Here is a 25,361-nt window from a genome sequence, read left to right as displayed (position 1 = left end):
GAACCGAGCCCCACCATCAGACCAGCCGCAAGCAACTGAGGAGACCAGGCCATGACCACCCACGCGGACCCCGCAACGGAACCCCCTGTCAGCGCTGCCGAGGACAACGACGACGAGGTGACCACGGACCCCGGGTGGTTCCACAAAGCGGTGGTCTACCAGATCTACCCGCGCAGTTTCGCGGACTCCGACGGCGACGGCATCGGCGACCTTCCCGGCATCATCAGCAAGCTGGACTACCTCCAGAAGCTGGGCGTCGACGTCGTCTGGCTTTCCCCCATCTACACCTCGCCGCAGGACGACAACGGCTACGACATCAGCAACTACCGCGATGTGGACCCCATTTTCGGCACCCTGGCCGACCTGCAGGCACTGACCGACGGGCTGCACTCGCGGGGCATGAAACTCGTGATGGACCTGGTGGTCAACCACACTTCGGACGAGCACCCGTGGTTCGTGGAATCGCGTTCGTCCAAGGACAACCCCAAGCGCGACTGGTACTGGTGGCGGCCGCCCCGCGAGAGCCCGGGAGCCGGCGCCGATGCCTCCACGGGCCCGGTAGCTGCCACCGGCGCGGAACCCAACAACTGGGGCTCGGCGTTTTCCGGCCCGGCCTGGGAGTTCGACCAGGCAACCGGGGAGTACTACCTCCACCTGTTCTCCCGGAAGCAGCCGGACCTGAACTGGGAAAACCCGGAGGTCCGCGCCGCCGTCTACGACATGATGAACTGGTGGCTGGACCGCGGTGTGGACGGCTTCCGGATGGACGTCATCAACTTCATTTCCAAGGACACCGCACTTCCGGACGGGCCGCGGGCGGACGGCATGCTGTTCGGCGACGGCAGCCCGCACTTCATGTCCGGACCGCGGATCCACGAGTTCCTGCACGAAATGCACCTCGAGGTCTTCGCCGGCCGGGACAAGCCGCTGCTGACCGTAGGCGAGATGCCCGGCGTCACGGTGGAGGACGCAGTCCTGTTCACGGACCCCGCCCAGCGCGAGGTGGACATGGTGTTCCAGTTCGAGCACGTGGCCCTGGACCAGGAGGACGGCAACAAATGGCGGCCCAGGAAGCTCCGGCTTACCGACCTGAAGCAGTCCCTCGGCCGCTGGCAGGAAGCACTGGCTGAGCGCGGCTGGAACAGCCTCTACTGGGGCAACCACGACCAGGCCCGTGCCGTGTCCCGCTTTGGCGATGACGGGCAGCACCGCGAACTCTCCGCCAAGATGCTGGCCGGCATCCTGCACCTGCACCGCGGCACCCCGTACGTGTACCAGGGCGAGGAACTTGGCATGACGAACATGAGTTTCGGGGCCATCAGCGACTACCGCGACATCGAGGTACTCAACCACCACCGCGAGGCCACCACGCACATGGGCCACACCGACGCCGACGTCCTGGCCGCCCTGGCGCCCCTGAACCGGGACAATGCCCGCACCCCGGTGCAGTGGGACGCCACCCGGCACGGGGGCTTCACCACCGGCGCCCCGTGGATTGCCGTCAACCCGAACACCAGCCACATCAACGCCGCGGAGCAGGAAGACAATCCGGACTCAGTGTTCAGCTTCTACCGCCAGGTCATCGCCCTGCGGCACGCCGAGCCCGTGGTGGCGGAAGGCGATTTCACCATGCTGCTGCCCGACGATGAGCACGTCTACGCCTTCCGGCGGTCGCTGCCGGGACCCGACGCGACGCCGGGCGTCCAGCTGCTGGTTTTGGGCAACTTCTCCGGCGAAGACCGGACCGTGGAGCTCGACGGCGGCGGCTGGGGTGACACCGAAGCCGGCGCGGATGAACCGGAACTGGGCCACTACCCGGCCGAGCTGATCCTGGGAAACTATCCGGTCGACGGAGCAGGGTCACACGCTGCCATATCGCTGCGCCCCTGGGAGCTGAAGGTCTTCCGCCGGCAACACAACAGCTGAGCTTTTATCCAAACACCAGCGAAGCAAGGAGAGCATCATGACTATCCCACCGCTGCCCGAGCCGGATCCGTTTCCGCCGGAACCCGGACCCACCGGACCGCCGGACCCGGACAACCCGTTTCCGCCTAACAGGCCGGACCCTACAGAGCCGCGCCCGCCGCACCCCGGTCCGGAACCGTCGCCGGCGCCCGGGCCGCTGCCGATTCCGGACCCCGGCCCAATGCCGCCCGTGCCGCCTGCCCCGAATCCGGACCCCACACGGTTCTAGGATTGCAGGCTTCCGGGGGCTTCAATCGCCGATGCTGTGCAGGAACCGGCGGACTTCGGCGTTGAACGCCTCGGGCGTCTCGGCGGCGGCCAGATGGCCGACGTCGGGAATCACCACGAGCTCTGAACCGGGAATCTGGCGGTGCATTTCTTCCGCCACCGCCAGCGGTGACCGCACGTCCTCTTCCCCGTAGAGCAGCAGTGTGGGCACGCTGATGGTGGGAAGCACGTCGCGGTAGTCGGCATGTCCGCTGGCATTCAGCAAGGCCCGCATGCCGGCGGGGTGGAAGTCGGCCATGATGGCGCTGGCTTCATCGACGACGGCAGGATCGGCCCGCGCCGTGAACAGCGTGGGCAGCCATGCGGGGATGAATTGCTCCGGGGGCTGGTCGAGTTCGGCCTGGATCTGAGCGTAGCGCCGCTCCACTTCCTCCGGGGCAAGCGAACCGGCCCAGCCTGCGTAGGCCGAGACCAGCAACAGGGACGCGACCATGTTCGGGTGGCCCCGGTACAGCTCCAGGGCGACGCCAGAGCCCCAAGAGAGCCCCAGGACGTGCGGCTTTCGCGGCGCTACCTCATGGAGGAAGCCCGCGAGCGCGTCGCCAAGCTCCCGGCCGGAGAAGTCGGGAGGGGGATCGTCGGAACGGCCGCAGCCCGGGGCATCCCAGGCAATGACGGTGAACTCTTTGGACAGCCCTTCAAGCTGCTGTCGCCAGATGCGGCTGTCCTCGTATGCACCATGAAGGAGCACCAGCGGAGGGCCTTGGCCCTCACGCCGATAGCCGATCCGCAGTCCTGAAACCTCAACGGAGTGCATGCCGCACTGCTCCTTTGGAGCTGACCCTGATGGCTCTGATTCTAGGCCGATCAGGGTCAGCTGCCTACAGGAGCGGGGGCCTGCGCAGGGTATGACCCCTAGACGAGCGTGATGTCCCGCGTCCGGTGGTCGTAGTTGAACGTGATGCGACCGCCCGGGTGGTGGAGTTCGTGGTTTGCACCATCGAACGCGCCGAATGCGCCGTAGTTCTCGTCCCAGGAACGGTTGAGCGCGATCTTGAAGCTGTAGTGCCCGGCGGGAAGGTCGGTGGTGAGCTTCCACAGCTTGTCCACTGCGTCCAGCTTCATCTGCGATTCATCGTACTGCGGTGCCCAGTTCGCCGGTGCGCCGAGCAGGACGTTGAAGTCGCCGGCAATCGCAACTGCTTCCGGCTGGTCGATCGACTCGGCACCCTGCGCCACAGCCTGGGCTTCTGCAGCCTCCTCGCCGGCTGTGGCCGGCTTGGCGGCAGCCTTGCGCGTGCGCACGGCCTTCGCCACCGGTGCCACTGCCTCTTCGATCAGCTCGGCCGCCTTTTCAACCACCTTGGCAGCCTTGGACGGCGCCTTTTTCTTCGGTGCTGCCTTGGGAGCCTTAGCGGCTGCGGCCTTCGGAGCTGCCGCGCGGGCCGGGAGCTCCGTGGGTACCGGCACATCGGACGGAACCGGAGTGCCCTCGGCGAGTGCGGTGGCAAATGAGTCGGCATCCGGGAATGCCACAGTGGCACGGAGTCCGTCTTCGGTAATGGTCCAGCCGCTGCGTCCCTTGACGAGCCAGCCGGCCTTGACGAGCTTGCTGGTGGCGGTGGTAAGCGCCTTGTGTCCCCGGGGAATGCCTCCGCTGAGCAGTTCACTTTCCTTCTCGTTCAGCGGGACGCGAACCGTGGCCTGGGCCAGGACGGCGCCTGCGCCGAGGGTCTCACCTGACAGGACGCTTTCTGCGAGAATGTCGAGCACTGACTTGAGTCGAACCGTGGTGGTGTCTGCAATAGCCGTGGGCATGTTTGTCCTTTCGAGCATGTGATCACTCAGCATTTTGCCAGTGAACTGTAACCAGAGGCGACTATGCGGGTTAACAATGTGTGTCGTGACCCACTATGACGCGGAATGCGACGCAAGTGATCCAAGGGTCTCAGCTTGAAGCCGGAAATTTCGGGACTTTGGACCTGTTGACAACGCGCCTGTGCCCGAAGTCACGCGGTGGGCACTCGAGCAAAGCCCGCGTGGTGGTCGAGGACAATGACGCTCCCGCCGAGCAGTTGCGTCTTTACCTCAAGCTGTTGCCTCAGCCCGTTGCCGACCGTGCCGAAAATTTCAATGGTCCGAAGCGTGACGAAGGGCGCTATCGGGGGAAGGCGCGGGCCGAGAATCTCCATGTGAAACTCCAGCGATGCTGCGTCCGGGTGGATGTGAAGGACGTTCATGCGTGTGCCGTCTGCTGAGAAATAGACGTTGTAGGCGATGATCCGTGGCTCGGTGGCTTCGACGAAGCGCGTGAGGTCCTCCATGGCGGTCTTCAGTTCGTTCAGCTTCCCGGGCCGAACGTCGGACGCATCAAGGTACAAAAGGAAATTACTCATGCTGCCCTCCCGGGGCATTCGGTTCTGTCAGGAGGCGCCGTCGTCCTGGACGGCGTATTTGATCACGGATTCTGCATAGTCCTGCGGGTGCGTCAGGTGCGGGATGTGGCCGGCTCCGGAGCAGGTGAGGCGCTGGGCGTGCGGCAGGGCACCGTGGATGCGGTCCAGGACGGCGGCAAACATCGGCGGGCTCTGGTCACCTTGTGTCAGGAGGACGGGGCCGGTGTATTTCTGTAACTGGCCGAGATCGAGGGTAAGGCTGTCCGGGTCACCGAGTTCGTCCAGGAAGGTGGGAGCATTCCGGATAAACGTCTCCTGCTGCGCCACCGGAAGGCGTTCCCAGCTTCCGGGACCCAGCGCGATCGAATCAACGAAAAGTTCGGCACCTTCCGCGTACTCCCCCGCCTTCAGCGCTGCCGCAACTTCGCCCACGCGGGCGGTGAAGCCCTGGAGGACCTCCGCATGGACGGGGTCATCAGCCAACAGCCCCAGTCCAGGCGGTTCGTGCACAACGATCGCTGCTACCACCTCCGGATGGGCCGCGGCCAGGCGCAGCGCCACCAGTCCGCCGAACGAATTGCCGACAACCACGGCCGGGTCAAGGCCCAGCAGGCGGATGAGCCCGAAGAGGTCCTCGACATCCTCGCGGACCGATCCCTGCCGGTCCGGCGCGGAGCTGCCGCTGTGTCCCCTCCTCTCGTAGCTGACAACCCGGAAATGCCCGGCGAGCAGTGGCATCATTTGATCCCATTCGTGGTGGTCCACCCAGGACCCGTGCACCAGCACGAGGCCCGGGCCGCGGCCTGCCTCCTCATAGAACAGGTCGACGTCGCCCACGGTGACGATGGCCATGACTGCCTCCGTTCAGGCCAGGCTCGGCTGCAGGCGCACGATGACGGCCTTGGAGACAGGCGTGTGGCTGCCCTCCGCAACGCTCTCCAGGGGCACCAGGACGTTCGCTTCCGGGTAGTAGGCTGCGGCGCACCCCCGCGCCGTGGGGTAGGACACCACCCGGAACTTCCGGATCACCCGCTCGGTGCCGTCCCCGTAGACGCCGTGGATGTCCACGAGTTGCCCGTCCGCGAGGCCCAGTTCGGTGATGTCTTCGGGGCTGACAAAGACAACGTCCCTGCCCTTCTTGACCCCGCGGTACCGGTCGTTGTACCCGTAGATGGTGGTGTTGAACTGGTCGTGGGACCGCATGGTCTGCAGGATCAGCGTGCCGGCGGGCCGCTCCACGTGCTCCAGCTCGTTGACGGTCAGCATGGCCTTGCCCGTCGGGGTGTGGAAGCTGCGTGAGTCCCTCGGACCGTTGGGCAGCACGAACCCGCCCCATTCCCGGATCCTCCGGTTGTAGTCCTCGCAGCCGGCCACCACGTGCGAGATGTGGTCCCGGATGAGGTCGTAATTCCGTTCGAACCCGGCCCAGTCGGCGTTGATCCGGCTGTCCACGGTTGCCCGGGCAAGCCGGCTGACGATCGCCACCTCGGACAGCAGCCCGGGCGCCACCGGCTTCACCTTTCCCTCGGAGGCGTGCACGGCGGACACGGTGTCCTCCACGGACACGAACTGCGGCCCGGTTTCCTGCAGGTCGATTTCCGTCCGCCCGAGCGTGGGCAGGATCAGGGCCTCCTCGCCTGTGACCGCATGCGAACGGTTCAGTTTGGTGGAAATCTGCACGGTCATTTCGGTGGCCGACACGGCCGCCTCGGCTGCGTGCGTGTCCGAGATGGCCGCCACGAAGTTGCCTCCCATCGCGACGAAAACCTTGATCCCGCCGTCGCGCATTCTGCGGATGGCTTCCACGGCGTCAGCGCCGGGTTCCCGGGGCGGTTTGAAACTGAATTCCTTGCCGAGCGCGTCCAGGAAGGCGGGCGGCATCTGCTCCCAGATGCCCATGGTGCGGTCGCCCTGGACGTTGCTGTGGCCGCGGATCGGCGAGGCTCCGGCGCCGGGCTTGCCGATGTTTCCGCGCAGCAGCAGAAGGTTGATGATCTCCTTGATGGTGGGCACGGCCTTCTTGTGCTGCGTGATGCCCATGGCCCAGGTGATGATCACCTTGCCGGCACGCAGGTACCGTTCGGCGAGTTCGTCGATCTCCATGCTGCTCAGGCCGGTGGCGCGCAGCACGGTGGCTTCCTGCAGGGAAGCAAGGTGCGCCCTGAGTTCGTCCAGGCCCTCGCAGTGCTCCCGGAGGAATTCGTGGTCCAGCACTTTGCCGGGGCGCTTGGACTCTGCGTCCAGCACCCGCCTGGACAGGGCCTGCATCAGCGCCATGTCACCGCCCAGCCGGATCTGCAGGTACTGGTCCGCCAGCTCCGTGCCGCGTCCCACGATTCCGTTGATCTTCTGCGGGTTCTTGTACCGCATGAGCCCGGCTTCGGGCAGCGGGTTGATGGCCACGATCTCGCAGCCGGCCTCCTTGGCGTCCTCGAGTGCGGTGAGCATGCGGGGATGGTTACTGCCGGGGTTCTGGCCCATGATGATGATCAAGTCCGCCTTGGCGAAGTCGTCATAGGAGACGGTGGCCTTGCCCACGCCGATGGTCTGGCCCATGGCCCAGCCGGAGGACTCATGGCACATGTTGGAGCAGTCCGGGAGGTTGTTGGTCCCGAAGGCCCGCACGAACAGCTGGTACAGGAACGCCGCCTCGTTCGAGGTCCGGCCGCTGGTGTAGAACGCGGCCTCGTCCGGGCTGTCCAGGCCCTGGAGCTTGCTGCCGATGATGGAAAAGGCCTCGTCCCAGGTGACCGGCCGGTAGTGGTCCTCCCCCGCCGGTTTGTACACCGGCTCCGTAAGGCGGCCCTGCATCCCGAGCCAGTATTCGGACCGCTCCCGCAGTTCGCTGACGGGGTTCGCGGCCCAAAACTCGGAGGGCACCACCACCGGAGTCGCCTCCCACGTGACCGCCTTTGCGCCCTGTTCACAGAACTCGAAGGTCTTCCGGTGCCCGGGATCCGGCCAGGCGCAGCTCATGCAATCGAAGCCGTCCTTCTGGTTCAGCCCCAGCAGCGTCTTGCCGGCACGCCCCACGCCCATGTGTTTCAGGGCCGGCTGCATCGAGTGGTAGACGCCGGGAATGCCGGCGGCCCAGTCCTTGGGCTTCCCCACTTCCAGGTTATTTTCGTCGGCTTCTTCCACGTGCGGATTCTTGCGCGGCATGCTGCGCCTCCCTGACTCGGAACCTGCTGATCAGTGCTGCTTTGAACTGATGTCACCCTGGAGAAGCGTCCCCACGGACACGATCTTTCCTCAGGATTAGCAGGTATGACAGGGCCCCGCAAGCATTCGGCCCGGCCGTCCGTGCTCAGGAGTAGCCGAGCTCCGCGAGCAGCTCGGTCTTGCGCTCTTCGCCTGCGAAGGAGGACCGGATGGAGTTGGAGGCCAGCCGGACCCGGTCGAACTCGGAGAGGCCCAGGACGGCTTGCAGTTGCACGAAGTTGTCGTCCACATACCCGCCGAAGTACGCGGGATCGTCTGAGTTCACGCTGACGTTCAGACCCGCGGCGAGCATGGCCGGCAGCGGGTGCTCGGCCAGGGTGTCCACCGCACGGAGCCGCACATTGGACAATGGGCACACGGTCAGCGGCACCCGCTCCGCCACAAGGTGCTCCACCAGGTCGGGGTCCTCCATGCACCGGATGCCGTGGTCGATCCGCTCCACATCCAGCAGTTCCAGCGCGTCGATAATGTACGACGGCGGGCCCTCCTCGCCGGCGTGCGCTATCCGGTGCAGTCCGGCTTCCTTCGCCCGGGCGAACAGCCGTTCGAATTTGGCCGGCGGGTTGCCCACCTCGGCCGAGTCCAGACCGATGCCGGCAATGGGCGCGTTCATGGCCAGCAGCTGCTCCAGGACGTCGAGGGCCGATTCCTCGGACAGGTCGCGCAGGAACGCCGCGATGAGCAGCGTGGACACACCGAACTCTTCCAGGGAGTTGGCCAGCACGGAGGCCACCCCGTTCACGCAGGTTTCCAGCGGCACGCCACGGGATACGTGGGCCTGCGGGTCCATCATGATTTCCGCGTGCCGCACTCCGGCGGCCGCCGCACGCTCCAGATAGGCGCGGGTCATGTCCGCGAAGTCCTGCTCGGTCTGCAGCACGGCCATGTTGGCGTAGTACAGGTCCAGGAACGACTGCAGGTCCGTGAACTCGTAGCGGGCACGCAGCTCGTCGAGGTCCGCGTACGGCAGCTCGATCCCGTTGCGCTCAGCGAGGGCGAAAATCAGCTCCGGCTCCAGGGTCCCCTCGATGTGGAGGTGCAGCTCCGCCACCGGCAGTAGCTTGACGGGCGGCTCTGCCGCTGCTTCGTCGGACACTGCCTCTTCGGACAGAGCCGGTTCGGCCGCTGCTTGTTCGGCCGCTGCTTCTTCGGACACTGCCTGTTCGGACACTGCCTGTTTGGCATCGGGAACAGGGGCATCGCTGAGTGCTGACGCACCGCCGGGTCCGGGCGCGTCGTCGTAAGTTTCCATCCGGTAAGGATATGCCCGCTGTGCCCCTGCACCGATAGAGTCGAATCAATGCAACACAATAAGCAGGCTTCCGATGTTCCCTTTCTGACCCCGGACCACCACACGGATGGATTTGTTCGGGTGCGCGGTGCCCGGGAAAACAACCTGCGCACCGTGGACGTGGATGTTCCACGGGATGCCATCGTCGCGTTTACCGGCGTGTCCGGTTCCGGCAAGTCGTCCCTCGCCTTCGGCACCATCTACGCCGAGGCCCAGCGCCGCTACTTCGAGTCTGTGGCGCCGTACGCCCGCCGACTCATCCAGCAGGGCCACAATCCCAAGGTGGAGATGATCACCGGGCTGCCTCCCGCCGTCGCGCTTCAACAACGGCGCGGGACCCCGAGCAGCCGCTCCACCGTGGGCACGGTGACCACGCTGTCCAACTCGCTGCGCATGCTGTTCTCCCGCGCCGGCACCTATCCGGACGGCAAGGCGCAGCTGGATTCAGACGCCTTCTCGCCCAACACCGCAGCCGGCGCCTGCCCCGTCTGCCACGGCCTGGGCATTGCCCACACGGTCAGCGAATCATCCCTGGTGCCGGACAGCTCACTGAGCATTGCCGACGGAGCCATCGCTGCCTGGCCGGGCGCGTGGCAGGGCAAAAACCTGCGCGACATCCTGAGCCACCTGGGCTACGACGTGAACACCCCGTGGCGGAAGCTCCCCAAGAAGCACCGCGACTGGATCCTCTTTACCGAGGAACAGCCCGTGGTGGAGGTGACACCGAAGCGGGACCGGGTGGCCAAACCATACAAAGGCCGTTTCTGGAGCGCCAAGAGCTACGTGCTCCACACCCTGGCCGATTCCAAGAGCGACACCATGCGCCAGCGCGTCCTCCGGTTCATGGAAACGGGCCCTTGCGACCGCTGCGGCGGAAGCGGCCTGACGCCCGAGGCCCTGGATGTGACCTTCGCGGGCCACACCATCGCCGAGCTCAACGCCGTGCCCATGACCGAACTGGCCGGGATCATCCGGCCCACCACCGAACTGAAGGACGCCGGAACGGCCAGCCGCGCCGCCGTGTCGGGCGAGACCAACGAGGTGGCGGTCGCCATCACCCGCGACCTCCTGCTGCGGATCACCGTCCTGCTGGAACTCGGGCTCGGCTACCTTGCCCTGGGCCGGGCCACGCCCACGCTCTCCCCCGGCGAAATGCAGCGCCTGCGGATCGCCACCCAGCTGCGCTCCGGCCTGTTCGGCGTGGTGTATGTGCTGGACGAGCCGTCCGCGGGCCTCCACCCCGCCGACGCCGAACCGCTGCAGGCAGTGCTCGAGGCGCTCAAGTCTTCCGGGAATTCCGTGTTCGTGGTGGAACACAACATGGACGTGGTCCGCCGTGCGGACTGGCTCGTTGACGTCGGCCCGCGCGCCGGTGAAGGCGGCGGCGAGATCCTCTACAGCGGACCGGTTGCGGGGCTCGCGGACGTGGAGTCATCCGTCACGCGGCCGTTCCTGTTCCCGGACGGCGAGGGCGCTTCAGGCGGCTTTGGCAGGAAGAACGACGGCGGGACGACCGACGGCGGGATTCCCGCCACCGGCGGTCCCCCCGCAGCCGGCGGCACCTCCGCCGCGGGCGCCGGCCGGGAGGCTGCCGGCTGGCTGGGGCTGCGCGACATCACCCGCCACAACCTGCGCAAACTCGATGCCGACTTCCCGCTCGGCGTGCTGACCGCGGTTACGGGCGTGTCCGGCTCCGGCAAGTCGACGCTGGTCAGCCAGGTCCTCGCCGAGGTGGTGGGAGCCCGCCTGCACCCGGCGGAGGACAGGGCGTCCGACGCCACGTCGGAGGCGGAGGCCGGGGCCGGGGCCCTGGAACCACTGGACATTGCTGAAACTGTGGGTCCTGTCTCCGGGCTGGAACAGATCGACCGGCTGGTGCGCGTGGACCAGAAGCCGATCGGCCGTACGCCGCGGTCCAACCTGGCCACCTACACCGGACTGTTCGACGCCGTGCGCAAAGAGTTCGCCGCCACGGAGGAGGCCCGTGCCCGTGGTTTTGGCGCAGGACGGTTCTCCTTCAATGTGGCTGGCGGCCGTTGCGAGACGTGCCTCGGCGAAGGGTTTGTGGCCGTGGAGCTCCTGTTCCTGCCGGGCAGCTACGGTCCCTGCCCCGAATGCCAGGGGTCGCGCTACAACCCGGAAACGCTTGAGGTCACGTACAACGGCAGGAACGTGGCCGAGGTGCTGGCCATGACCGTGGATGCGGCCGGGGAGTTCCTCGCTGGTGTTCCCGCCGCTGCCCGCAGCCTGCAGACCCTGCGCGACGTCGGCCTGGGCTACCTCCGCCTGGGCCAGCCCGCCACTGAGCTCTCGGGCGGCGAGGCGCAGCGCATCAAATTGGCCACGGAGCTTCAGCGCGCCAGCCGCGGCCACACCCTGTACCTGCTGGACGAGCCCACCACCGGCCTGCACCCTGCGGACGTCCAGCTGCTCATGGCCCAGCTGCACGGGCTGGTGGACGCCGGCAACACGGTCATCGTCGTGGAACACGAGATGGATGTGGTGGCCGCGGCGGACTGGGTGATCGACCTCGGCCCGGCCGGTGGCGACGCCGGCGGTGAGATTGTGGCGTCCGGGACGCCGGCCGCCGTCGCGCGTTCCAGGAAAAGCCGGACGGCGCCGTACCTGGCGACGGCGCTGGGCCGGTGATGCGGTCCCCGCAGGCCGGCTCCCGGGCGCTGGGGTATCTATTTCGATTTGATAACCTGCCGGCACTGTTTTAGCGTGGAATGCAGTCCCGCCAAGCGGGGACAACGAATGCCCGGTGCTGCCACCACCAGTTACTGCCCGGCCGGCAGACACCGTACATGACCTCTAGTTCGTCAGGGGCGGGCAGTGGCGCGACAACGTCCGGGGACGGACCGAGCGCAGGTGGCCCTCAGGAGCATCCACTTTCATGAACACTTCCACTCGCATGAACACCCGCACGAGCAAATCCACGCTGGGAACCGCGGCACGCCGCGGAGTCACCCTGGCCGCCGTATCAGCGGCCGGCCTCGCGCTCTCCGCCACAGCAGCCAACGCGGCCGTGCCCACTGCCACAAGCACCAGCACCTGGGACGCCCTCGCCCAGTGCGAGAGCGGCGGAAACTGGAGCACCAACACGGGCAACGGGTTCAGCGGCGGGCTGCAGTTCACGGACAGCACATGGGCAGCCTACGGCGGCACCGGATCGGCCGCCGACGCAACCCGCGAACAGCAGATCGCCGTGGCAGAAAACGTCCAGGCCAGCCAGGGCTGGGGCGCCTGGCCCGCCTGCGCCGCCGAGCTGGGCCTGAGCGGCGGCGGCGGAGCGCCCGCCCCGAGCGTCCCGGTCACCCCGGCTCCTGCAGAGGTGCCGGTGCAGGCCGCACAGGCTCCCGTGCAGGCGGTCGCCCCGGTCCACGCCGAACCCCGCCACGCCGCACAGGTTCCGTTGAGCGGCGAAACCTACACGGTTGCGGCTGGCGACACCCTGAGCATCATTGCGGAGAAGCTGGCCGTTACCGGCGGCTGGCAGACCCTGGCCGACGCCAACACGGACACCATCGTGGACCCCGACCTGGTGTTTGAGGGCCAGGTCCTGCAGCTGCCTGCCTAAGGTCCGGGCGGCAAAGCCTTAAACAACGACGCCGGAGCGTCCCCTTCACGGGGAGCTCCGGCGTCGTTGTTAAGTCGTTGTTAAATGGTCAGCGATTGCTCTGCCGGACCTGCGGCTCCTGCCCGAGGGGCTCGCCGTTGATGCCCGAACCGGCTTTGCCCCTGCTCCAGTAACCCCTGAACTCGGAGCGCTTGGGATCCAGACCCGCTTCGTGCACGAGGAATCGACGCAGGACCTTCACAGTTGCTGCCTCGGCGGCCACCCAGGCGTAGATGTCCCGGCCCGGCGCCGCGGAAGAAACGGTTTTCGGCACAGTTCTCCTGATCGCCGCGTCCAGCAAAGCGCCGCGCGGGCTGTGCGTCGGCTGCCTGGCCAGCCAAGTAACCCGAACTGAGGATTCGGTGCTGATGGTCCGGAAGTCCTCGGGATCCGGCACCTCCAGGAACGCATGACCGCCAACGTTGGCCGGAAGGGTCTCCAGGATGGAGCTGATCGCGGGGACCGCGGTCTCGTCCCCCGCCAGAAGCACCTGGCTGGCTCCCTGCGGCTCCCACCTTATTCCTGTTTCGCTGAGCCGCGTGGCACTCGTGATGGAACTGGCCTCCGGTCCGATAATGATCACCGCCGTTCCGATTTCGGCAGCGGCGGCCCATTCCGAGGCCGGTGCTCCGTGGCCCTCCGGAACACGGTGGATGACAAAATCAACGTCGATTTCACGCCCCTTTGCGGTGGCCCTAATGGCGCCGACGGTGTAACTCCGGATGAAACCCCGTCCGGAATGTTCGGTTTTGAGCCAGTCCTGGTACCAACCCCGGGACAACTGGCCGTTCGGTCCGCCGAGTCGCGCCAGCGGTTGGCCGGCCGCGGGAATGAGCAGCTTTATACGAAGATCCCTCGTTGGCCCGGGAACCCCAAACCGGTCGAGTGCATCGCCGCAGAACGTTATGCGGCGAAAGTGCGGACCCACGTCTTTGATGCGCCGGACTTCGACGTCGAAAGCACGGAGCGGGTAGGCCGGAGAGTCAGCGTTTGCGGTCATGGATCGGCTTTCATAACTCGATGATTGGCCTTCTTAGTCGGAACCAGCCGGCGAAGGCGGCGGCCACAGGAACCCGGTCCTGGCGTCCGCCGCCTTCGTGCCACTTGCCGCAGCTACCGTTACGGCAGCTGCGGATCCACGCCGTAGTGCTTCGCCAGGTCCGTGATGACGGCATGGGCGCCCTGGATGCTGACGGAGGCCAGGAAGGTGGAGTCATCAACATCAATGACTTCGCCCTCAAGCCGTTCCCACAGGGGGTTGGACTGGAACTTTTCCTGCTGTGCCCGGGCCTTGTCGCCCTCTGCTCCGGCGGGTGTGAACGCACTGACCATCACCAGTCCGGCGTCGCCCTGGAGGATTTGTTCGGATGAGAGGGGCACGAAGATTTCCTTCTTGCTGTCCGGGGCGCCCTGGGGCCGCGGGATGCGCATGTCCGTCATGATCTCGCCGATGAAGGAATTCGAAGAGTAGAGCCGGGCGGTGTCTCCGCCGGTGAAGCGGACCAGCGAGTAGGTGGCGTCAGGCTTCTTGGCAAGGATCTCGGCCCCGACTTTCCGGGCACGGTCCTCGTAGGCCTTGACCAGTTCTTCGGCCTTGGCCTTCTTGCCCAGCGCTTCCCCGAGGAAGACGACGTTCTCTTTCCACGTGGGGCCTGTGCTGACGGAGAAGATCGTCGGGGCAATCTTGGACAGCTGCGGGTAGAGGGCCTCGTGCCGGACCTTCGCCGAAACAATGAGGTCAGGCTGGAGCTCCAGGATCTTTTCCAGGTTGGGTTCGGCCAGCGTGCCCACGTTAACGGAGTCCTTGGTGGCGTCAGCGACGTCGCCCAGGTACGGCGCGAAGGGGGCCTTCGGATCCTGCCGGTACTGGACGTAGCCCACAAGGTCAGCACCGAGCAGGAGCGCTGCGTCGATGTAGCTGGGGTCCAGCGCAACGACGCGCTTGGGGACGGTGTCGATGGCGGTGGAACCCATGGTGTGTTCCATGGTCAGGGGATATCCGGCTGCATCAGCCGGTGCACTGGACGTCTCGCTGGTGGCGGCGGGGGCGCCGCACGCTGTGGTGGCCAGAAGGGCCAGGCCGGCGGCGGCAGCGCCGAGGTGCTTGAGGATGCGTGTTTTCACGGGGTCGCTTTCAAACGATGTGACGGGGATTCGGATTCTTAGGCAAGGCTTACCTGCGTCTGGCGTAGACTGTAGCAGGATTTTTTGAAATACATCACAGATGAATGACGTAATAGATCGGAGCCGCGTGGTGACACTCGAACCGGCCGTGGCCCCGTCCCGGGTGGCAGGAGGAACTCCCCACCCGCCACCGCGCCCGCGCGGGAGGGCTCCCGCAGCCCGCTGGCTCTGGGCGTCCGCGGCGGCCCTGCTTGCGGCCGCATTCCTGAGCATCTGCATCGGCGGGCAGCCCTCGTCCCTGCAGGATGTGTGGCACGCAGTGGCCACACCGGATGGAAGCGTTATGGACGTGACCATCCGTGAGCTGCGGTGGCCCCGCACGGTGCTTGCCGTGTGCGCCGGAGTCTGCCTGGGACTGGCTGGAACCCTGGTGCAGGGCCATACCCGGAACCCGGTGGCGGATCCTGGGCTGCTCGGCATCAACCAGGGCGCCGCTCTGGCGATCGTCGCCGCCACGGCCGTGGCCGGGGAACTGACGGCGCTGCCGCAGGCATTGCTGGCTTTTGCCGGCGCGCTGGCTGCCAGCGTGCTGGTTTTCATGATTGGCTCAGCCGCCCAGCGTGGCGCGACTCCGGTCACCCTGGTTCTGGCCGGAGCCGCCGTGACAGCCCTGTGCGCAGGGCTCGTCTCCGGCATTGTGCTGCTCAACGATCAGGCGTTGGACACCCTTCGGTTCTGGCAGGTCGGGTCCCTTGCCACCCGAAGCGACGTTGTCACTGTGATCTGGCCGTTCATCGTGGCGGGCGCCATCCTGGCAATCCTGAACATCAAGCCCCTCAATGCCCTGGCCCTTGGAGCGGACACTGCAGTCTCGCTGGGAATCTCCGTGTTCAAGGCACGGGCCGCTGGCATTGCCGCTGTGACGCTGCTGGCCGGGTCCGCTGTGACCATGGCGGGGCCCATCGCCTTTGCCGGACTCCTGGTCCCCCACATCACGCGCTCCATGACCGGTCCGGACTACCGCTGGCTGGTTCCCGCTTCCGCCATCACGGGCGCCACGGTGCTCCTGCTGGCTGACACAGCGGGACGTGTGATTGCCCGCCCCGGAGAGCTGTCCGTAGGTGTCGTCCTGGCCGTGGTGGGAGCCCCCTTCTTTGTTTACCTTGCCCGACGGCGGAGGCTGGCCACAGTATGACACTCCTACAGAAGCAACCGGCTTCCCCTGCCACCACCATCCGAGCACTCAGGGCAGGCCCCGTCTCCATCAGTCTGAATCCCCGCACTCTACTTGCGGGGTGTGTGCTTGGCATCATCCTGGCCGGTGCCATGGCCCTGCATGTCGCCTTCGGCGGAACCCCCATGCCCTATCCGGATGTGCTGGCAGCGCTCCTTGGCGATGATTCGAATACCCGGACCCATCTCGCCGTCACCGAATTCCGCGCACCGCGGATGGTTGCCGCCGTCGTCGTCGGTGCCGCGCTGGCAACAGCCGGGGCCATCACTCAAACCGTGGCCCGGAATCCGCTGGCGAGCCCCGACCTGCTTGGCGTCACCGCCGGCGCTTCGCTCGGCGCCGTCACCGTGCTGGTGGTCGCCGGGGGCGGGCACGCCGGGCTCAGCGGTCTTGCAGCCACCGTGGGGATGCCGGCTGCAGCCTTCACGGCGGGAATCGTGAGCGGTGTGGCCGTGTACCTGCTCGCTTACCGGCGCGGGCTGGACAGTTACCGCCTGGTCCTGGCAGGCCTGGGTATCTCAGGGCTGGCCGCCAGCCTGACCACCTGGATGTTGACATTGGGCGATGTGACCAGCGCGGCCCAGGCGCTGACCTGGATGACAGGCTCACTCAACGGCAAGGATTGGGCCACCGTGCAGCCAATGGCCGTCAGCGCAGCGGTACTCATCGCCGCAGCGCTGTTGAGCAGCCGCTGGCTCCTGTTGACCAGCCTCGGCGAAGACACAGCCATCGGCCTCGGCGCCCGAATCGGTGCCATCCGGCTCATCGTGCTGACCATTGCCGTGCTTCTGGCCTCGGTAGCCACCGTGACGGCCGGACCCGTGGCATTCGTTGCCCTGGCCAGCCCGCAGATCGCCCGGTCCCTGACCTCCACCGTCATTCCGCCGGTGGGTGTATCGGCACTGGTGGGAGCGGTCTTCGTCCTGCTGTCCGACACCGTGGCGGCCAACGCCCTCAGCGCGCCGCTTCCTGTGGGCGTCGCCACCGCCGTCGTTGGAGCGCCATTCCTGATCCACCTGATCCTGAAGTACCAGCGGAGGCTGAGTTGACCAATCCCACACTGCTCGAACAGGGGCTCCGCGCCGAAAACCTCAGCCTCGGCTACGACGGGCCGGACGTCATCCACAGCCTATCGCTGGCCGTTCCGGATGCGAAGGTGACCTCAATCATCGGGCCCAACGGCTGTGGAAAGTCCACCCTGCTCCGCGGGCTCGGCCGGCTGCTCGCACCACGTTCCGGTGAGGTGATCCTGGACGGCGTGCCTCTGGCCGGGAAATCAACGCGCCAGATCGCCACAAGAATCAGCGTGCTCCCGCAAAGTCCGGTTGCACCGTCAGGGCTGACGGTGGCCGACCTCGTCTCCCGCGGCCGGCACCCGAGGCAGAAGTGGTACCAGCAGTTTTCCCCCGCGGACGAGTCGGTTGTGGAGGACGCCCTCCGCGCGACTGACATCCTGGAACTTGCCGGCACTCCGATCGAGGACCTCTCCGGAGGCCAGCGGCAAAGGGCCTGGATTTCCATGACGCTGGCGCAGGAAACGGGCATCCTCCTACTGGATGAGCCCACCACGTACCTCGACCTCGCCCACCAGGTCGATGTCCTCGAACTCGTCCGCCGCCTCAACCGTGAGCACGGCCGCACGGTAGTGATGGTGCTCCACGACATCTCGCTCGCGGCCCGCTACTCAGACCACATCGTGGCTATGAAGGACGGTCGCATCGAGGCCCAAGGCAGTCCCGCCGACGTAGTCACCGCCGAGCGGCTGCTCGAAATCTTCGGGTTGGATGCGCAGGTGGTTAGCGAGCCGACGGACGGGCGGCCGCACGTCATTCCGCTCGGGCACCGCAGCTAGGACACAGAGCCGGGACGCCTGGTCCGGGCGACAAAAGCCTTAAACAACGACGCCGGAGCGTCCCCTTCACGGGGAGCTCCGGCGTCGTTGTTCCTTAAGTCAGTTGTTCCTTAGGTCAGCTGCTTGGCTACTTAGTTCAGGCTGGCGTGCGCGAAGGACCCCTGCGGCAGTTCGCGGACGATCCGGACTTTCCAGGCGGAGTCGTCGCTGGTGTCCAGCACGGCCACGGTACCGATGTGCAGGTGCAGGGCAACCCGCTTGGCGGCCAGGAGCTCGAGGTACAGGTGCTCGTTCATGCGGGCCGGCGAATCGATCACAAACTTCACGGCGTCGCGCACCTTGCGGTAGTTGGCGCTGCGTTCACGGTGCAGGTGCAGCTCCAGCGAGTGGCGCTGGCGGACCTTCGGTTCGTGCTTGTTCAGCCACGAAACCCCTGCGTGAACGCCGACCACAACAGTGAGGGAAACGGCGTAAATCCACCATCCGGTAGACAACAGGAAGAGCGGCAGGTTGGCGATGGCCACCACGGCGATGAACAAGCGGAGGGCAACGATGCGCCGGAGTTTGAGTGCCACGGAGCCCATCGCGGCGCGGAAACCGTGCTGCTCCTTGCGGGCCGCTTCCGGGTCAAGGGTGAATTCGTCAAGCACCAGGATGCCGTTGGCTTCCGGGCTCAGCATCTGTCCGAATTTCGGCGTGAACGGAACTGCTTGGGTAAGTGTCATGTCGTATCTTCCGGAGGGTGGCTGAGGTGGGTTTTGGTTGCGGTCATCTTAGTCAAATTGTGACCGTGTTGTCTCCACCGTCTCACCATACGGTCCAGTAGACTACGCCGCCCGACTGCCAACTGCTGACAGTTGGCCCCGGCGCGGCGCCCGTACTGCGCACGGCACCGGCGCCGTCGGCATTTGGTCTGGGACCCTGGCGCCTCCACACTTGAAGGATGCAGACTTTCCTTCCCTACCCAGATTTCCAGCAGAGCGCCGCGGTCCTTGACCGTGCGCGGCTCGGCAAGCAGCGTGTCGAGGCGCTGCAGACCCTGCGTGCGCTGGTGATCCCGGAGTACGGCTGGCAGTCGCACCCCGCCATCCGCATGTGGATGGGCTACGTTCCCGCCCTGACCATGTACGGCCTGGCCATGGTTGATGAGTGGGTCGCCCGCGGCGGCGAGGACACCACGCGCGCCAAGATCCTGGAATTCGCCCCGCAGGCGGGCCACGCTGCCTACGCGGCCAAGATCCCCATGCCGCCGTGGCTCGGCGAGCCGGACGTGCACCTCAGCCACCGCTCCCGGCTGATGCAGAAGGAGCCCCGTTTCTACAGCGAACTCTTCCCCGGAACGCCGGCGGACCTGGAGTACGTCTGGCCCGAGCCCCGCCACGAGTTCCTCCCCGAAGACCCGGTGGGTGACCGGCTCTGGATCCTGCGCGCCACAGTGGGAGACACCCGCCCGGAAAAACTGGACACCATCAGCCTTCCGGAAGTCGGCCGCGCTGCGAAGGCCGCCGCCCAGTCCGAGGACTACGAGTTCGTCTATGCGGACGACACCTCCCGCCGCCCGGCCAAGAACCCCAAGAAGCGGCCGCCCAAGCAGCTCGTGAAAAAGCCCACCCGGAAGAGGCAGCGCCAGGAAGAAGCCTTCCGCACCCTGCCGGGCAACACGGAACTCGCAGTCCCGTTCGACGGCGGCGCCACGTTCGCCATCGGCAAGATCCAAGGGCGGCCCATCACCGTGGACGGCCGCTTCGCGCGGAACTTCCAGGTGACGGACGTCGTGGAACGCTCCTCGTTCAACTACCCCGCCCTGCTGCAGGACCCCCGGGTGTTCTTCCCGATTCCTGCGCCGTAACCCGCGGTTCCGGCGCCCCTTGCCGGGCGGCGGGCGCCGTTCTGGCAGACTGACCCGTATGACTGTTCTTATGGCCGGCTGCGGCGATCTGGGTACCGAGGCCGGGCTGCGTTTCGCTGCCGCCGGCCACCGTGTGGTGGGCTGGCGGCGGTCCCCGGACAAGCTACCGGCCGCCATCGAAGGAGCCAGGGCTGACCTGACCACCCCGCCACTGCCTGCCATCCCCGAAGGCACCACCGCCGTCGTGGTCGCCATTGCGGCAGGTTCCCCCACCGAAGAGGGCTACCGAACGGCGTACGTGGACGGACTGTCGAACGTCCTGGATGCGCTGGAGCGCGACCGGAAGCACGACGACGCGGCGCTGCCCACAGTGGCGCTGCCCTCGCTGGTCCGGCGCGTGTTGTTCGTCTCCTCCACCGCCGTTTACGGCGACGCCGGCGGGGGCTGGGTGGATGAAAGCACGACGACTGAACCCGGCGGATTTTCCGGCCGCATCATCCGCGAGGCGGAGGACCTGCTGCAGGAGCGGCTGCTCGGCACCGGGATCACTCCCGTGGCGCTTCGGCTAGGCGGCATTTACGGGCCGGGCCGGACCCGGCTGATCGACCAGGTGCGGTCCGGAGTGGCCGCGGCCCCGGCCGAACCGCGCTACACGAACCGCATCCACCGGGACGACGCCGCTGCGGCGATCGTGCACCTCTGCACCATGGCCGCCGAACCCGCCCCCGTCTACCTTGGCGTGGACAACGATCCTGCGGAGCTCGGCGAGGTCCAGCGTTTCCTGGCCGACGAGCTGGGACTGCCGCGGCCGGCGTCGGACGTTCCGGGTGACGGTGCCGGGACCGGCGGTCCCGCCGGCGTGGAGCCGTCCCGCGGCGGTAACAAGCGGTGCAGCAATGCACTGCTTCGCAGCACCGGGTTCGAGTTTGCGTACCCCACGTTCCGCGAGGGGTACCGGGCCATCCTGGCGGGCGAAGGCGTCCGGCACCCGTGACGCAGCCTGGCCTGTCCGTGTCCGCAGCGTTGTAAGGGGAACAATGGATTTTCAGCACATTATCGAGACGGTCGGCAGGTTCATGGACTTCGCCGGCGTGGCCGTCATGGTGATCGGCGCCGTCGTCTCCATCCCCATGGCACTGCGCGGATTCCAGCCGAAGCGCCTGCCGGAAGGCTCCGAACCGCTCTCCGTCTACCGCTCCTACCGGCAACTTCTGGGCCGATCCATCCTGCTGGGGCTTGAACTGCTGGTGGCGGCGGACATCATCCGGACGGTCGCCGTGACGCCCACCTTCGAGAGCGTGGGCGTGCTGGCCATCATTGTGCTCATCCGGACGTTCCTGAGCTTCTCACTGGAGCTGGAAATCACCGGACGCTGGCCCTGGCAGAAACAGCCGGCCGGCGCGGCAGCAACCGCCGGCTCCCCGAGTTCATCCACTGAAGGCTGAATCCCGTGTCCGCTGTGGAATTCCCTGACCCGTGGCCCGATCCGCCTGAGCTGCCCTCCCCCGTGATCATGGACCAGCGGTGGACCGATGCCGTCTTCCTGCACTGGCGCATTACCGAAGCGGAGGCGGCAGCGTTCATGCCGGCCGGGGTGGTGCCGGACGTTTTCGACGGCTCGGCATGGGTTGGCCTGATCGGGTTCCGCATGCAGAAAGCAGGCATTGGCCGCGGGCCCGCAGTGCCCTTCTTCGGGGACTTTAACGAAATCAACGTCCGGCTCTATTCACGGGAACCGGACGGCACCCGGGGCGTGGTGTTCCTCAGCCTGGACGCTGACCGGCTGGCCGTGGTGCTGGCCGCGCGCGCCGCCGGCATCCCGTATGTGTGGTCGCACGCCCGCTTCCGGCCGGCCCTTCCGGGCAGCCCGTCCACCGGCTATTCGGTGCGCCGGTTCCGGCGCGGGGCCACGAGCGACTTCGCTGTTGTTCCGGCGTTCGACGACGTCGCGGCGGATCCGCTGTCCATCCACCTCACAGCCAGGTTCGGTCTGCACTCCCGCTTCCGCGGCCGCACGCTCTACATCCCGAACACGCACGCAGCCTGGCCGCTCTACCGGGCCGAGCTGACGGTGCTCAAGGACGGGCTGATCAGCGCCGCCGGCCTGCAGGTGGCGGGCCGGCCCGATTCCGTGCTGTTCTCCCCCGGGGTCCGGACTCAGTTCGGCCGGCCGCGGGTGCTTGCCTAGGGGTGCTGCTGCAGTGCCTGCCGCGGGAGGGGCCGGGCCGCAAGTGTCCGTTCGCGCTTTCCTGCAGGCTCAGGAAACCTCGGCGGACTCGCGGACGGCCGCAGTGCCCTGATCAGGGGCATGCTTGCGGGCAACCCTCCGGGCGATAGTGGCGCACACCACCAGTTGCATGGCGTGATACATGATCACCGGAAGGATCACCACGCCGGCCAGCGGCCCGTGAAACAGGATTGCTGACAACGGCAGGCCGGTGGCGAGGCTCTTCTCGGATCCGCAGAACATGATGGCCGTGGCGTCCGCCCGCGGGAAGCCCAGCTTCCGGGCTGCCAGGGACGTCGCCGTCAACGCGGCCGCGAGCATGACCGCGCAGATCCCGGCGGTCACGGCCAGCTGGGCCGGCGGCAGTTTTTGCCACAGCCCGTTGGCCACCGCAGCCCCGAAAGCCGCGTAGACCACCAGGAGGATGGCTCCGCGGTCCACGATCTTCAAGGGCAGGGCCCGCCTGGCAGCCCAGCCGCCCAGCCTCCGGTTGAGCAGCTGTCCCAGCACGAACGGAACGACGATCTGGAGCACGATCTTCACTGCGGAGGCGGGGTTCATGCCGCTGTAGGAACCCAAAGCCAGCGCCACAAGCAGCGGCGTCACCACGATCCCCAGCAGGTTGGAGATGGAGGCCGCACACACAGCCGCGGCCGTATTGCCGCGCCCGATGCCCGTGAAAGCGATGGCCGTCTGCACGGCGGTGGGAAGCATGGTGAGGAACAGCAGGCCGGCCACCAGCTCATGGGTCAGGTACCAGGACGATCCCGCTGCCACCCCGAGGCCCAGCAGTGGAAAGAAAACAAAAGACGTGGCCGCAATGGCCAAATGGAGTTGCCACGCCTTGAGCCCTTGAACCACGGCGGACGTGGACAGGCGCAGGCCGCTGATGAAGAACTGCACGGCCACCGCCACACCACTCGCAGCCGCAAGGACGGACCCCACGTCACCCCGGGGCGGAAACACCGCCGCGGCGCCCAGCGTCAGGAGCAAAAGCACTATGAACGGATCCAACCAGGCGAACCGACGGCTGACCGTGCCCGCTCCTCTTCCTGCCACTCCCATGAACCAGTGCCCTCCGCATCGACAATGCGCTTAAGAATACTGTAGACATTTTTACAGAACGGCTCCGGGTGTAAACGCTGTGTAAACTCCTGACAGTCCGGGAGCGATTGATAATCTGTAGACAGTAGTCTGGATTCATGATCGTCCAGGAAAGCCTCGTTTCACTCGCAGCACAGGAGATTCGCAAGCTGATCGTCAGCGGAGAACTGGCTCCGGGCGACAAACTCAATGAACCTCCGCTCGCCGAACGGCTGGGCATTTCACGGCCGCCGCTCCGTGAGGCGCTGCGCATGCTGGAGAGTGAGGGGTTGCTGGAACAGACACCCCGCCGGGGCTACCGCGTGGTGGAAATGACCGAGTCGGACATCAACGAGATCTACTCACTCCGCCGGGCACTGGAAATGTTCGCCCTGGACCTCCTGCTGGCCAGGAAAGATCCGGCGGCCTACTCGGCCCTGGACCCGATCATGACCACGATGCGCGCGGCCGCCAAGCGGGGCGACCAGACGGCGGTGGTGCAGGCAAACGTGGATTTCCACACGGCAGTCGTGGAAGCCGCGGGCCACCGCCGGCTGACCGAGGCCTACCGTTCACTCATGCTCCAGATGCAGCTGTGCATGGCAGCCAATGTGATCGGGGAAGCCCGCACCAAGGGCGACCTCAGCAAAGGCTGCGAGCGTCACGCCGCCCTGCTCGAATGCCTGCGGTCCGGAGACGCCGAGCGAATTCGCCGCGAAGTCGAAGAACACGGTGAACGGGACTACCTCGAGCGCCGGGGCAACGCTGCGTCCCCGGCCGCAGACGGGGAATCCGGCCCTTCCGTAGAAGGCATCGCTGGATGAGCGCTTCAGTTCTGGGTGAGCTCAACGGGAACGCGCCGGACGCCACTGCCATCGCGGAAGCTGTCCGCTCCGGTTCCCTGTCCGCCGTCGACGCCCTCACCGCCGCCCGAACACTCGCCCAGTCCCCCGCCGGACGGGCCATGAACGCGTTCATTACCGAAGACTGGGACCGGGCCGCGCGGGCCGCTGCCGCCGTCGACCGCCGCCGCACCGCCGGCGAGGAACTTGGACCGCTGGCGGGCGTACCGTTCAGCGTCAAGGACGTGATCACCGTCGCCGGCCTTCCGATAACGGGCGCCAGCAAGGCGTTTGCGGACCTGGTGGCGACGACGACGGCGCCGGCCGTCCAGCGCCTGCTGGACGCGGACGCGATCCTGATTGGCAAAACCAACTGCCCGGAGTTCGCCTTCGGCGTCACCTGTGAGAGCCCGCTGCTGGGCAGGACGGGAAACCCGCGGTTTCCCGCAAACACGCCGGGCGGCTCCAGCGGCGGCGAGGCTGCTTCCCTGGCCGCCGGGATTTCCGCACTCGGCGTCGGCACCGACTTTGGCGGCTCGGTCCGCTGGCCGGCACAGTGCGTCGGCATCACCGCACTTCGTCCCGGCGTCGGCTCGGTGCCCGGGGACGGCCAGATTCCCGGCGTCGGCGGCAACTTTGGCGCGGACGGAACCGTACCCGAGGCGAGCCCGGGGATGCAGGGTTCTTTCCAGACCGTCGGCCCCATGGCCAGGTCAGTGCGCGACCTGCGGACGGCATTCCTCATCATGTCCGGGGCCGGCAGCACGCCCGGGGTCCGCGAGCGCGCGTACCGGATTGCCTGGAGCGACGGCGCCGCCTTGGGCCCCGTCCGGGCGGAGGTCACGGCGCTGATGGAGCGCCTGGCCGCTGCACTGGCGGCGGCCGGCCACGCCGTCGGGGAGCAACCGGATCTGTTCGCGGGCTGCCTGTCCCCTTACAACCGGCTGCGGGCCGTGGATCCCATGGTGGACCATGCCGCGGCTGTCAAGGGACGGGAAGGCGGGGTAACAGCCGCCAACCTCCGGACCATCGAGGCGTCGTTCGCTGCCGCGGCCGCGGACGTGGAGCTTGCCTGGCGGGCCGCCACTTCAGCGCGAGCCGCAGCCCGGGCACAGATCGCGGCGGTTGACATCGCCCTGGTCCCGGTCGCGGGAGGCCCCGCGGGCGACGCCGACGGCCGCCTGGACATCGACGGCCGGACCGCCGAAGGCTGGGAAATCATGGGGCACTGCCGCGCCGTCACACTGACCGGATGCCCGGCCGTCTCGCTGCCGGTTGGACTGTCCGCCGAGGGGCTGCCGCTGTCCGTGCAGGTAGTGGCCGGGCCGGGCGCTGAGCTGACCGCCCTGGACTTCGCCGCCATGGTGGAGATGCTGGACATCTGAGCATCCTCTGGCCGGTTTCGGAGCCCGGCTGCCCTGCTCAGGAG

The 25,361-nt window shown here is 66.9% G+C and carries 22 protein-coding genes; 12 read left to right on the top strand and 10 right to left on the bottom strand.

Going from position 1 to position 25,361, the window contains the following annotated elements:
* Positions 1 to 51: 51 nt before the first annotated feature.
* Positions 52 to 1,926 (top strand): glycoside hydrolase family 13 protein, encoded by a 1,875-nt coding sequence (locus Q8Z05_RS12600; protein ID WP_305939973.1) that lies wholly within the window; start codon positions 52 to 54, stop codon positions 1,924 to 1,926.
* 289 nt (positions 1,927 to 2,215) lie between these two features.
* Here Q8Z05_RS12600 and Q8Z05_RS12595 read toward each other — a convergent pair whose 3' ends face one another.
* From Q8Z05_RS12595 to Q8Z05_RS12570, 6 genes are all read right to left on the bottom strand, one after another.
* Positions 2,216 to 3,010 (bottom strand): alpha/beta fold hydrolase, encoded by a 795-nt coding sequence (locus tag Q8Z05_RS12595; RefSeq protein ID WP_305939972.1) that lies wholly within the window; start codon positions 3,008 to 3,010, stop codon positions 2,216 to 2,218.
* 98 nt (positions 3,011 to 3,108) lie between these two features.
* A complete protein-coding gene (locus Q8Z05_RS12590; protein WP_305939971.1) occupies positions 3,109 to 4,011 on the bottom strand; it encodes a pullulanase X25 domain-containing protein in 903 nt (300 codons plus the stop codon).
* A gap of 191 nt (positions 4,012 to 4,202) precedes the next feature.
* Positions 4,203 to 4,589 (bottom strand): hypothetical protein, encoded by a 387-nt coding sequence (locus tag Q8Z05_RS12585; RefSeq protein WP_305939970.1) that lies wholly within the window; start codon positions 4,587 to 4,589, stop codon positions 4,203 to 4,205.
* Positions 4,590 to 4,616: 27 nt separating this feature from the next.
* Positions 4,617 to 5,441 carry an alpha/beta fold hydrolase gene (locus Q8Z05_RS12580; protein ID WP_305939969.1) on the bottom strand — a complete coding sequence of 275 codons (825 nt, stop codon included), beginning with the start codon at positions 5,439 to 5,441 and terminating at the stop codon, positions 4,617 to 4,619.
* A gap of 12 nt (positions 5,442 to 5,453) precedes the next feature.
* Positions 5,454 to 7,751, bottom strand: a complete 2,298-nt coding sequence (locus tag Q8Z05_RS12575; protein WP_305939968.1) for an FdhF/YdeP family oxidoreductase — start codon at positions 7,749 to 7,751, stop codon at positions 5,454 to 5,456.
* 145 nt (positions 7,752 to 7,896) lie between these two features.
* The gene (locus tag Q8Z05_RS12570; protein WP_305939967.1) at positions 7,897 to 9,063 is read right to left on the bottom strand and encodes an adenosine deaminase; all 1,167 of its coding nucleotides are present in this window, start codon (positions 9,061 to 9,063) and stop codon (positions 7,897 to 7,899) included.
* A 48-nt stretch (positions 9,064 to 9,111) separates the two neighbouring features.
* Between Q8Z05_RS12570 and Q8Z05_RS12565 the strand changes: the two genes are divergently transcribed.
* Both Q8Z05_RS12565 and Q8Z05_RS12560 read left to right on the top strand, forming a co-directional pair.
* Positions 9,112 to 11,751: an excinuclease ABC subunit UvrA gene (locus tag Q8Z05_RS12565; protein ID WP_305939966.1), complete on the top strand. Its 2,640-nt coding sequence runs from the start codon at positions 9,112 to 9,114 to the stop codon at positions 11,749 to 11,751.
* A gap of 247 nt (positions 11,752 to 11,998) precedes the next feature.
* Complete coding sequence (locus tag Q8Z05_RS12560; protein ID WP_305939965.1) at positions 11,999 to 12,682, top strand: LysM peptidoglycan-binding domain-containing protein; 684 nt, start codon at positions 11,999 to 12,001, stop codon at positions 12,680 to 12,682.
* Positions 12,683 to 12,770: 88 nt separating this feature from the next.
* On the opposite strand, the gene Q8Z05_RS12555 is transcribed toward Q8Z05_RS12560, so the two are convergent.
* On the bottom strand, positions 12,771 to 13,721 hold the full coding sequence (locus tag Q8Z05_RS12555; RefSeq protein ID WP_305939964.1) for a siderophore-interacting protein: 951 nt from the start codon (positions 13,719 to 13,721) through the stop codon (positions 12,771 to 12,773).
* A 119-nt stretch (positions 13,722 to 13,840) separates the two neighbouring features.
* Complete coding sequence (locus Q8Z05_RS12550; RefSeq protein ID WP_305939963.1) at positions 13,841 to 14,845, bottom strand: ABC transporter substrate-binding protein; 1,005 nt, start codon at positions 14,843 to 14,845, stop codon at positions 13,841 to 13,843.
* 130 nt (positions 14,846 to 14,975) lie between these two features.
* Between Q8Z05_RS12550 and Q8Z05_RS12545 the strand changes: the two genes are divergently transcribed.
* The 3 genes from Q8Z05_RS12545 (at position 14,976) to Q8Z05_RS12535 (ending at position 17,931) form a co-directional block, all read left to right on the top strand.
* On the top strand, positions 14,976 to 16,040 hold the full coding sequence (locus tag Q8Z05_RS12545) for a FecCD family ABC transporter permease (RefSeq protein ID WP_305939962.1): 1,065 nt from the start codon (positions 14,976 to 14,978) through the stop codon (positions 16,038 to 16,040).
* 104 nt (positions 16,041 to 16,144) lie between these two features.
* On the top strand, positions 16,145 to 17,128 hold the full coding sequence (locus Q8Z05_RS12540) for a FecCD family ABC transporter permease (RefSeq protein WP_305939961.1): 984 nt from the start codon (positions 16,145 to 16,147) through the stop codon (positions 17,126 to 17,128).
* Positions 17,125 to 17,931: an ABC transporter ATP-binding protein gene (locus tag Q8Z05_RS12535; protein WP_305939960.1), complete on the top strand. Its 807-nt coding sequence runs from the start codon at positions 17,125 to 17,127 to the stop codon at positions 17,929 to 17,931. Before Q8Z05_RS12540 ends, Q8Z05_RS12535 begins: the two co-directional genes overlap by 4 nt.
* A gap of 131 nt (positions 17,932 to 18,062) precedes the next feature.
* On the opposite strand, the gene Q8Z05_RS12530 is transcribed toward Q8Z05_RS12535, so the two are convergent.
* Entirely contained in the window at positions 18,063 to 18,656 is a 594-nt protein-coding gene (locus Q8Z05_RS12530; RefSeq protein WP_305939959.1) for a hypothetical protein, read from the bottom strand.
* 218 nt (positions 18,657 to 18,874) lie between these two features.
* Here Q8Z05_RS12530 and Q8Z05_RS12525 point away from each other — a divergent pair, with 218 nt between their 5' ends.
* From Q8Z05_RS12525 to Q8Z05_RS12510, 4 genes are all read left to right on the top strand, one after another.
* Positions 18,875 to 19,780 (top strand): MSMEG_6728 family protein, encoded by a 906-nt coding sequence (locus tag Q8Z05_RS12525; RefSeq protein ID WP_305939958.1) that lies wholly within the window; start codon positions 18,875 to 18,877, stop codon positions 19,778 to 19,780.
* Positions 19,781 to 19,838: 58 nt separating this feature from the next.
* Complete coding sequence (locus Q8Z05_RS12520; protein WP_305939957.1) at positions 19,839 to 20,774, top strand: NAD-dependent epimerase/dehydratase family protein; 936 nt, start codon at positions 19,839 to 19,841, stop codon at positions 20,772 to 20,774.
* 43 nt (positions 20,775 to 20,817) lie between these two features.
* Positions 20,818 to 21,225, top strand: a complete 408-nt coding sequence (locus Q8Z05_RS12515) for a DUF1622 domain-containing protein (protein WP_305939956.1) — start codon at positions 20,818 to 20,820, stop codon at positions 21,223 to 21,225.
* Positions 21,226 to 21,293: 68 nt separating this feature from the next.
* Positions 21,294 to 21,968, top strand: coding sequence for a YqjF family protein (locus Q8Z05_RS12510; RefSeq protein WP_305943556.1), 675 nt, complete (start codon positions 21,294 to 21,296; stop codon positions 21,966 to 21,968).
* Between the two features lie 69 nt (positions 21,969 to 22,037).
* Here Q8Z05_RS12510 and Q8Z05_RS12505 read toward each other — a convergent pair whose 3' ends face one another.
* Positions 22,038 to 23,006, bottom strand: coding sequence for a bile acid:sodium symporter family protein (locus tag Q8Z05_RS12505; protein ID WP_305939955.1), 969 nt, complete (start codon positions 23,004 to 23,006; stop codon positions 22,038 to 22,040).
* Between the two features lie 203 nt (positions 23,007 to 23,209).
* On the opposite strand from Q8Z05_RS12505, the gene Q8Z05_RS12500 reads away from it, so the two are divergent.
* Entirely contained in the window at positions 23,210 to 23,914 is a 705-nt protein-coding gene (locus tag Q8Z05_RS12500; RefSeq protein ID WP_305939954.1) for a GntR family transcriptional regulator, read from the top strand.
* A complete protein-coding gene (locus Q8Z05_RS12495) occupies positions 23,911 to 25,317 on the top strand; it encodes an amidase (RefSeq protein ID WP_305939953.1) in 1,407 nt (468 codons plus the stop codon). Before Q8Z05_RS12500 ends, Q8Z05_RS12495 begins: the two co-directional genes overlap by 4 nt.
* Positions 25,318 to 25,361 lie beyond the last annotated feature (44 nt).

The organism is Arthrobacter oryzae (assembly GCF_030718995.1).
GTDB classification, from domain to species: Bacteria; Actinomycetota; Actinomycetes; order Actinomycetales; family Micrococcaceae; genus Arthrobacter; species Arthrobacter oryzae_C.
Note: the sequence above shows the minus strand (reverse complement) of the source record. Positions and strands in the feature narration are given on the sequence as shown.

Bases quoted from the DNA above. Each gene is read 5' to 3' on its own strand.
- Q8Z05_RS12500 (WP_305939954.1), top strand. From the start codon at position 23,210: ATGATCGTCCAGGAAAGCCTCGTTTCACTCGCAGCACAGGAGATTCGC.
- Q8Z05_RS12515 (WP_305939956.1), top strand. From the start codon at position 20,818: ATGGATTTTCAGCACATTATCGAGACGGTCGGCAGGTTCATGGACTTC.
- Q8Z05_RS12575 (WP_305939968.1), bottom strand. From the start codon at position 7,751: ATGCCGCGCAAGAATCCGCACGTGGAAGAAGCCGACGAAAATAACCTG.
- Q8Z05_RS12580 (WP_305939969.1), bottom strand. From the start codon at position 5,441: ATGGCCATCGTCACCGTGGGCGACGTCGACCTGTTCTATGAGGAGGCA.
- Q8Z05_RS12590 (WP_305939971.1), bottom strand. From the start codon at position 4,011: ATGCCCACGGCTATTGCAGACACCACCACGGTTCGACTCAAGTCAGTG.
- Q8Z05_RS12495 (WP_305939953.1), top strand. From the start codon at position 23,911: ATGAGCGCTTCAGTTCTGGGTGAGCTCAACGGGAACGCGCCGGACGCC.
- Q8Z05_RS12510 (WP_305943556.1), top strand. From the start codon at position 21,294: ATGGACCAGCGGTGGACCGATGCCGTCTTCCTGCACTGGCGCATTACC.
- Q8Z05_RS12595 (WP_305939972.1), bottom strand. From the start codon at position 3,010: ATGCACTCCGTTGAGGTTTCAGGACTGCGGATCGGCTATCGGCGTGAG.
- Q8Z05_RS12530 (WP_305939959.1), bottom strand. From the start codon at position 18,656: ATGACACTTACCCAAGCAGTTCCGTTCACGCCGAAATTCGGACAGATG.
- Q8Z05_RS12520 (WP_305939957.1), top strand. From the start codon at position 19,839: ATGACTGTTCTTATGGCCGGCTGCGGCGATCTGGGTACCGAGGCCGGG.
- Q8Z05_RS12525 (WP_305939958.1), top strand. From the start codon at position 18,875: ATGCAGACTTTCCTTCCCTACCCAGATTTCCAGCAGAGCGCCGCGGTC.
- Q8Z05_RS12570 (WP_305939967.1), bottom strand. From the start codon at position 9,063: ATGGAAACTTACGACGACGCGCCCGGACCCGGCGGTGCGTCAGCACTC.
- Q8Z05_RS12565 (WP_305939966.1), top strand. From the start codon at position 9,112: ATGCAACACAATAAGCAGGCTTCCGATGTTCCCTTTCTGACCCCGGAC.
- Q8Z05_RS12600 (WP_305939973.1), top strand. From the start codon at position 52: ATGACCACCCACGCGGACCCCGCAACGGAACCCCCTGTCAGCGCTGCC.
- Q8Z05_RS12560 (WP_305939965.1), top strand. From the start codon at position 11,999: ATGAACACTTCCACTCGCATGAACACCCGCACGAGCAAATCCACGCTG.
- Q8Z05_RS12555 (WP_305939964.1), bottom strand. From the start codon at position 13,721: ATGACCGCAAACGCTGACTCTCCGGCCTACCCGCTCCGTGCTTTCGAC.
- Q8Z05_RS12585 (WP_305939970.1), bottom strand. From the start codon at position 4,589: ATGAGTAATTTCCTTTTGTACCTTGATGCGTCCGACGTTCGGCCCGGG.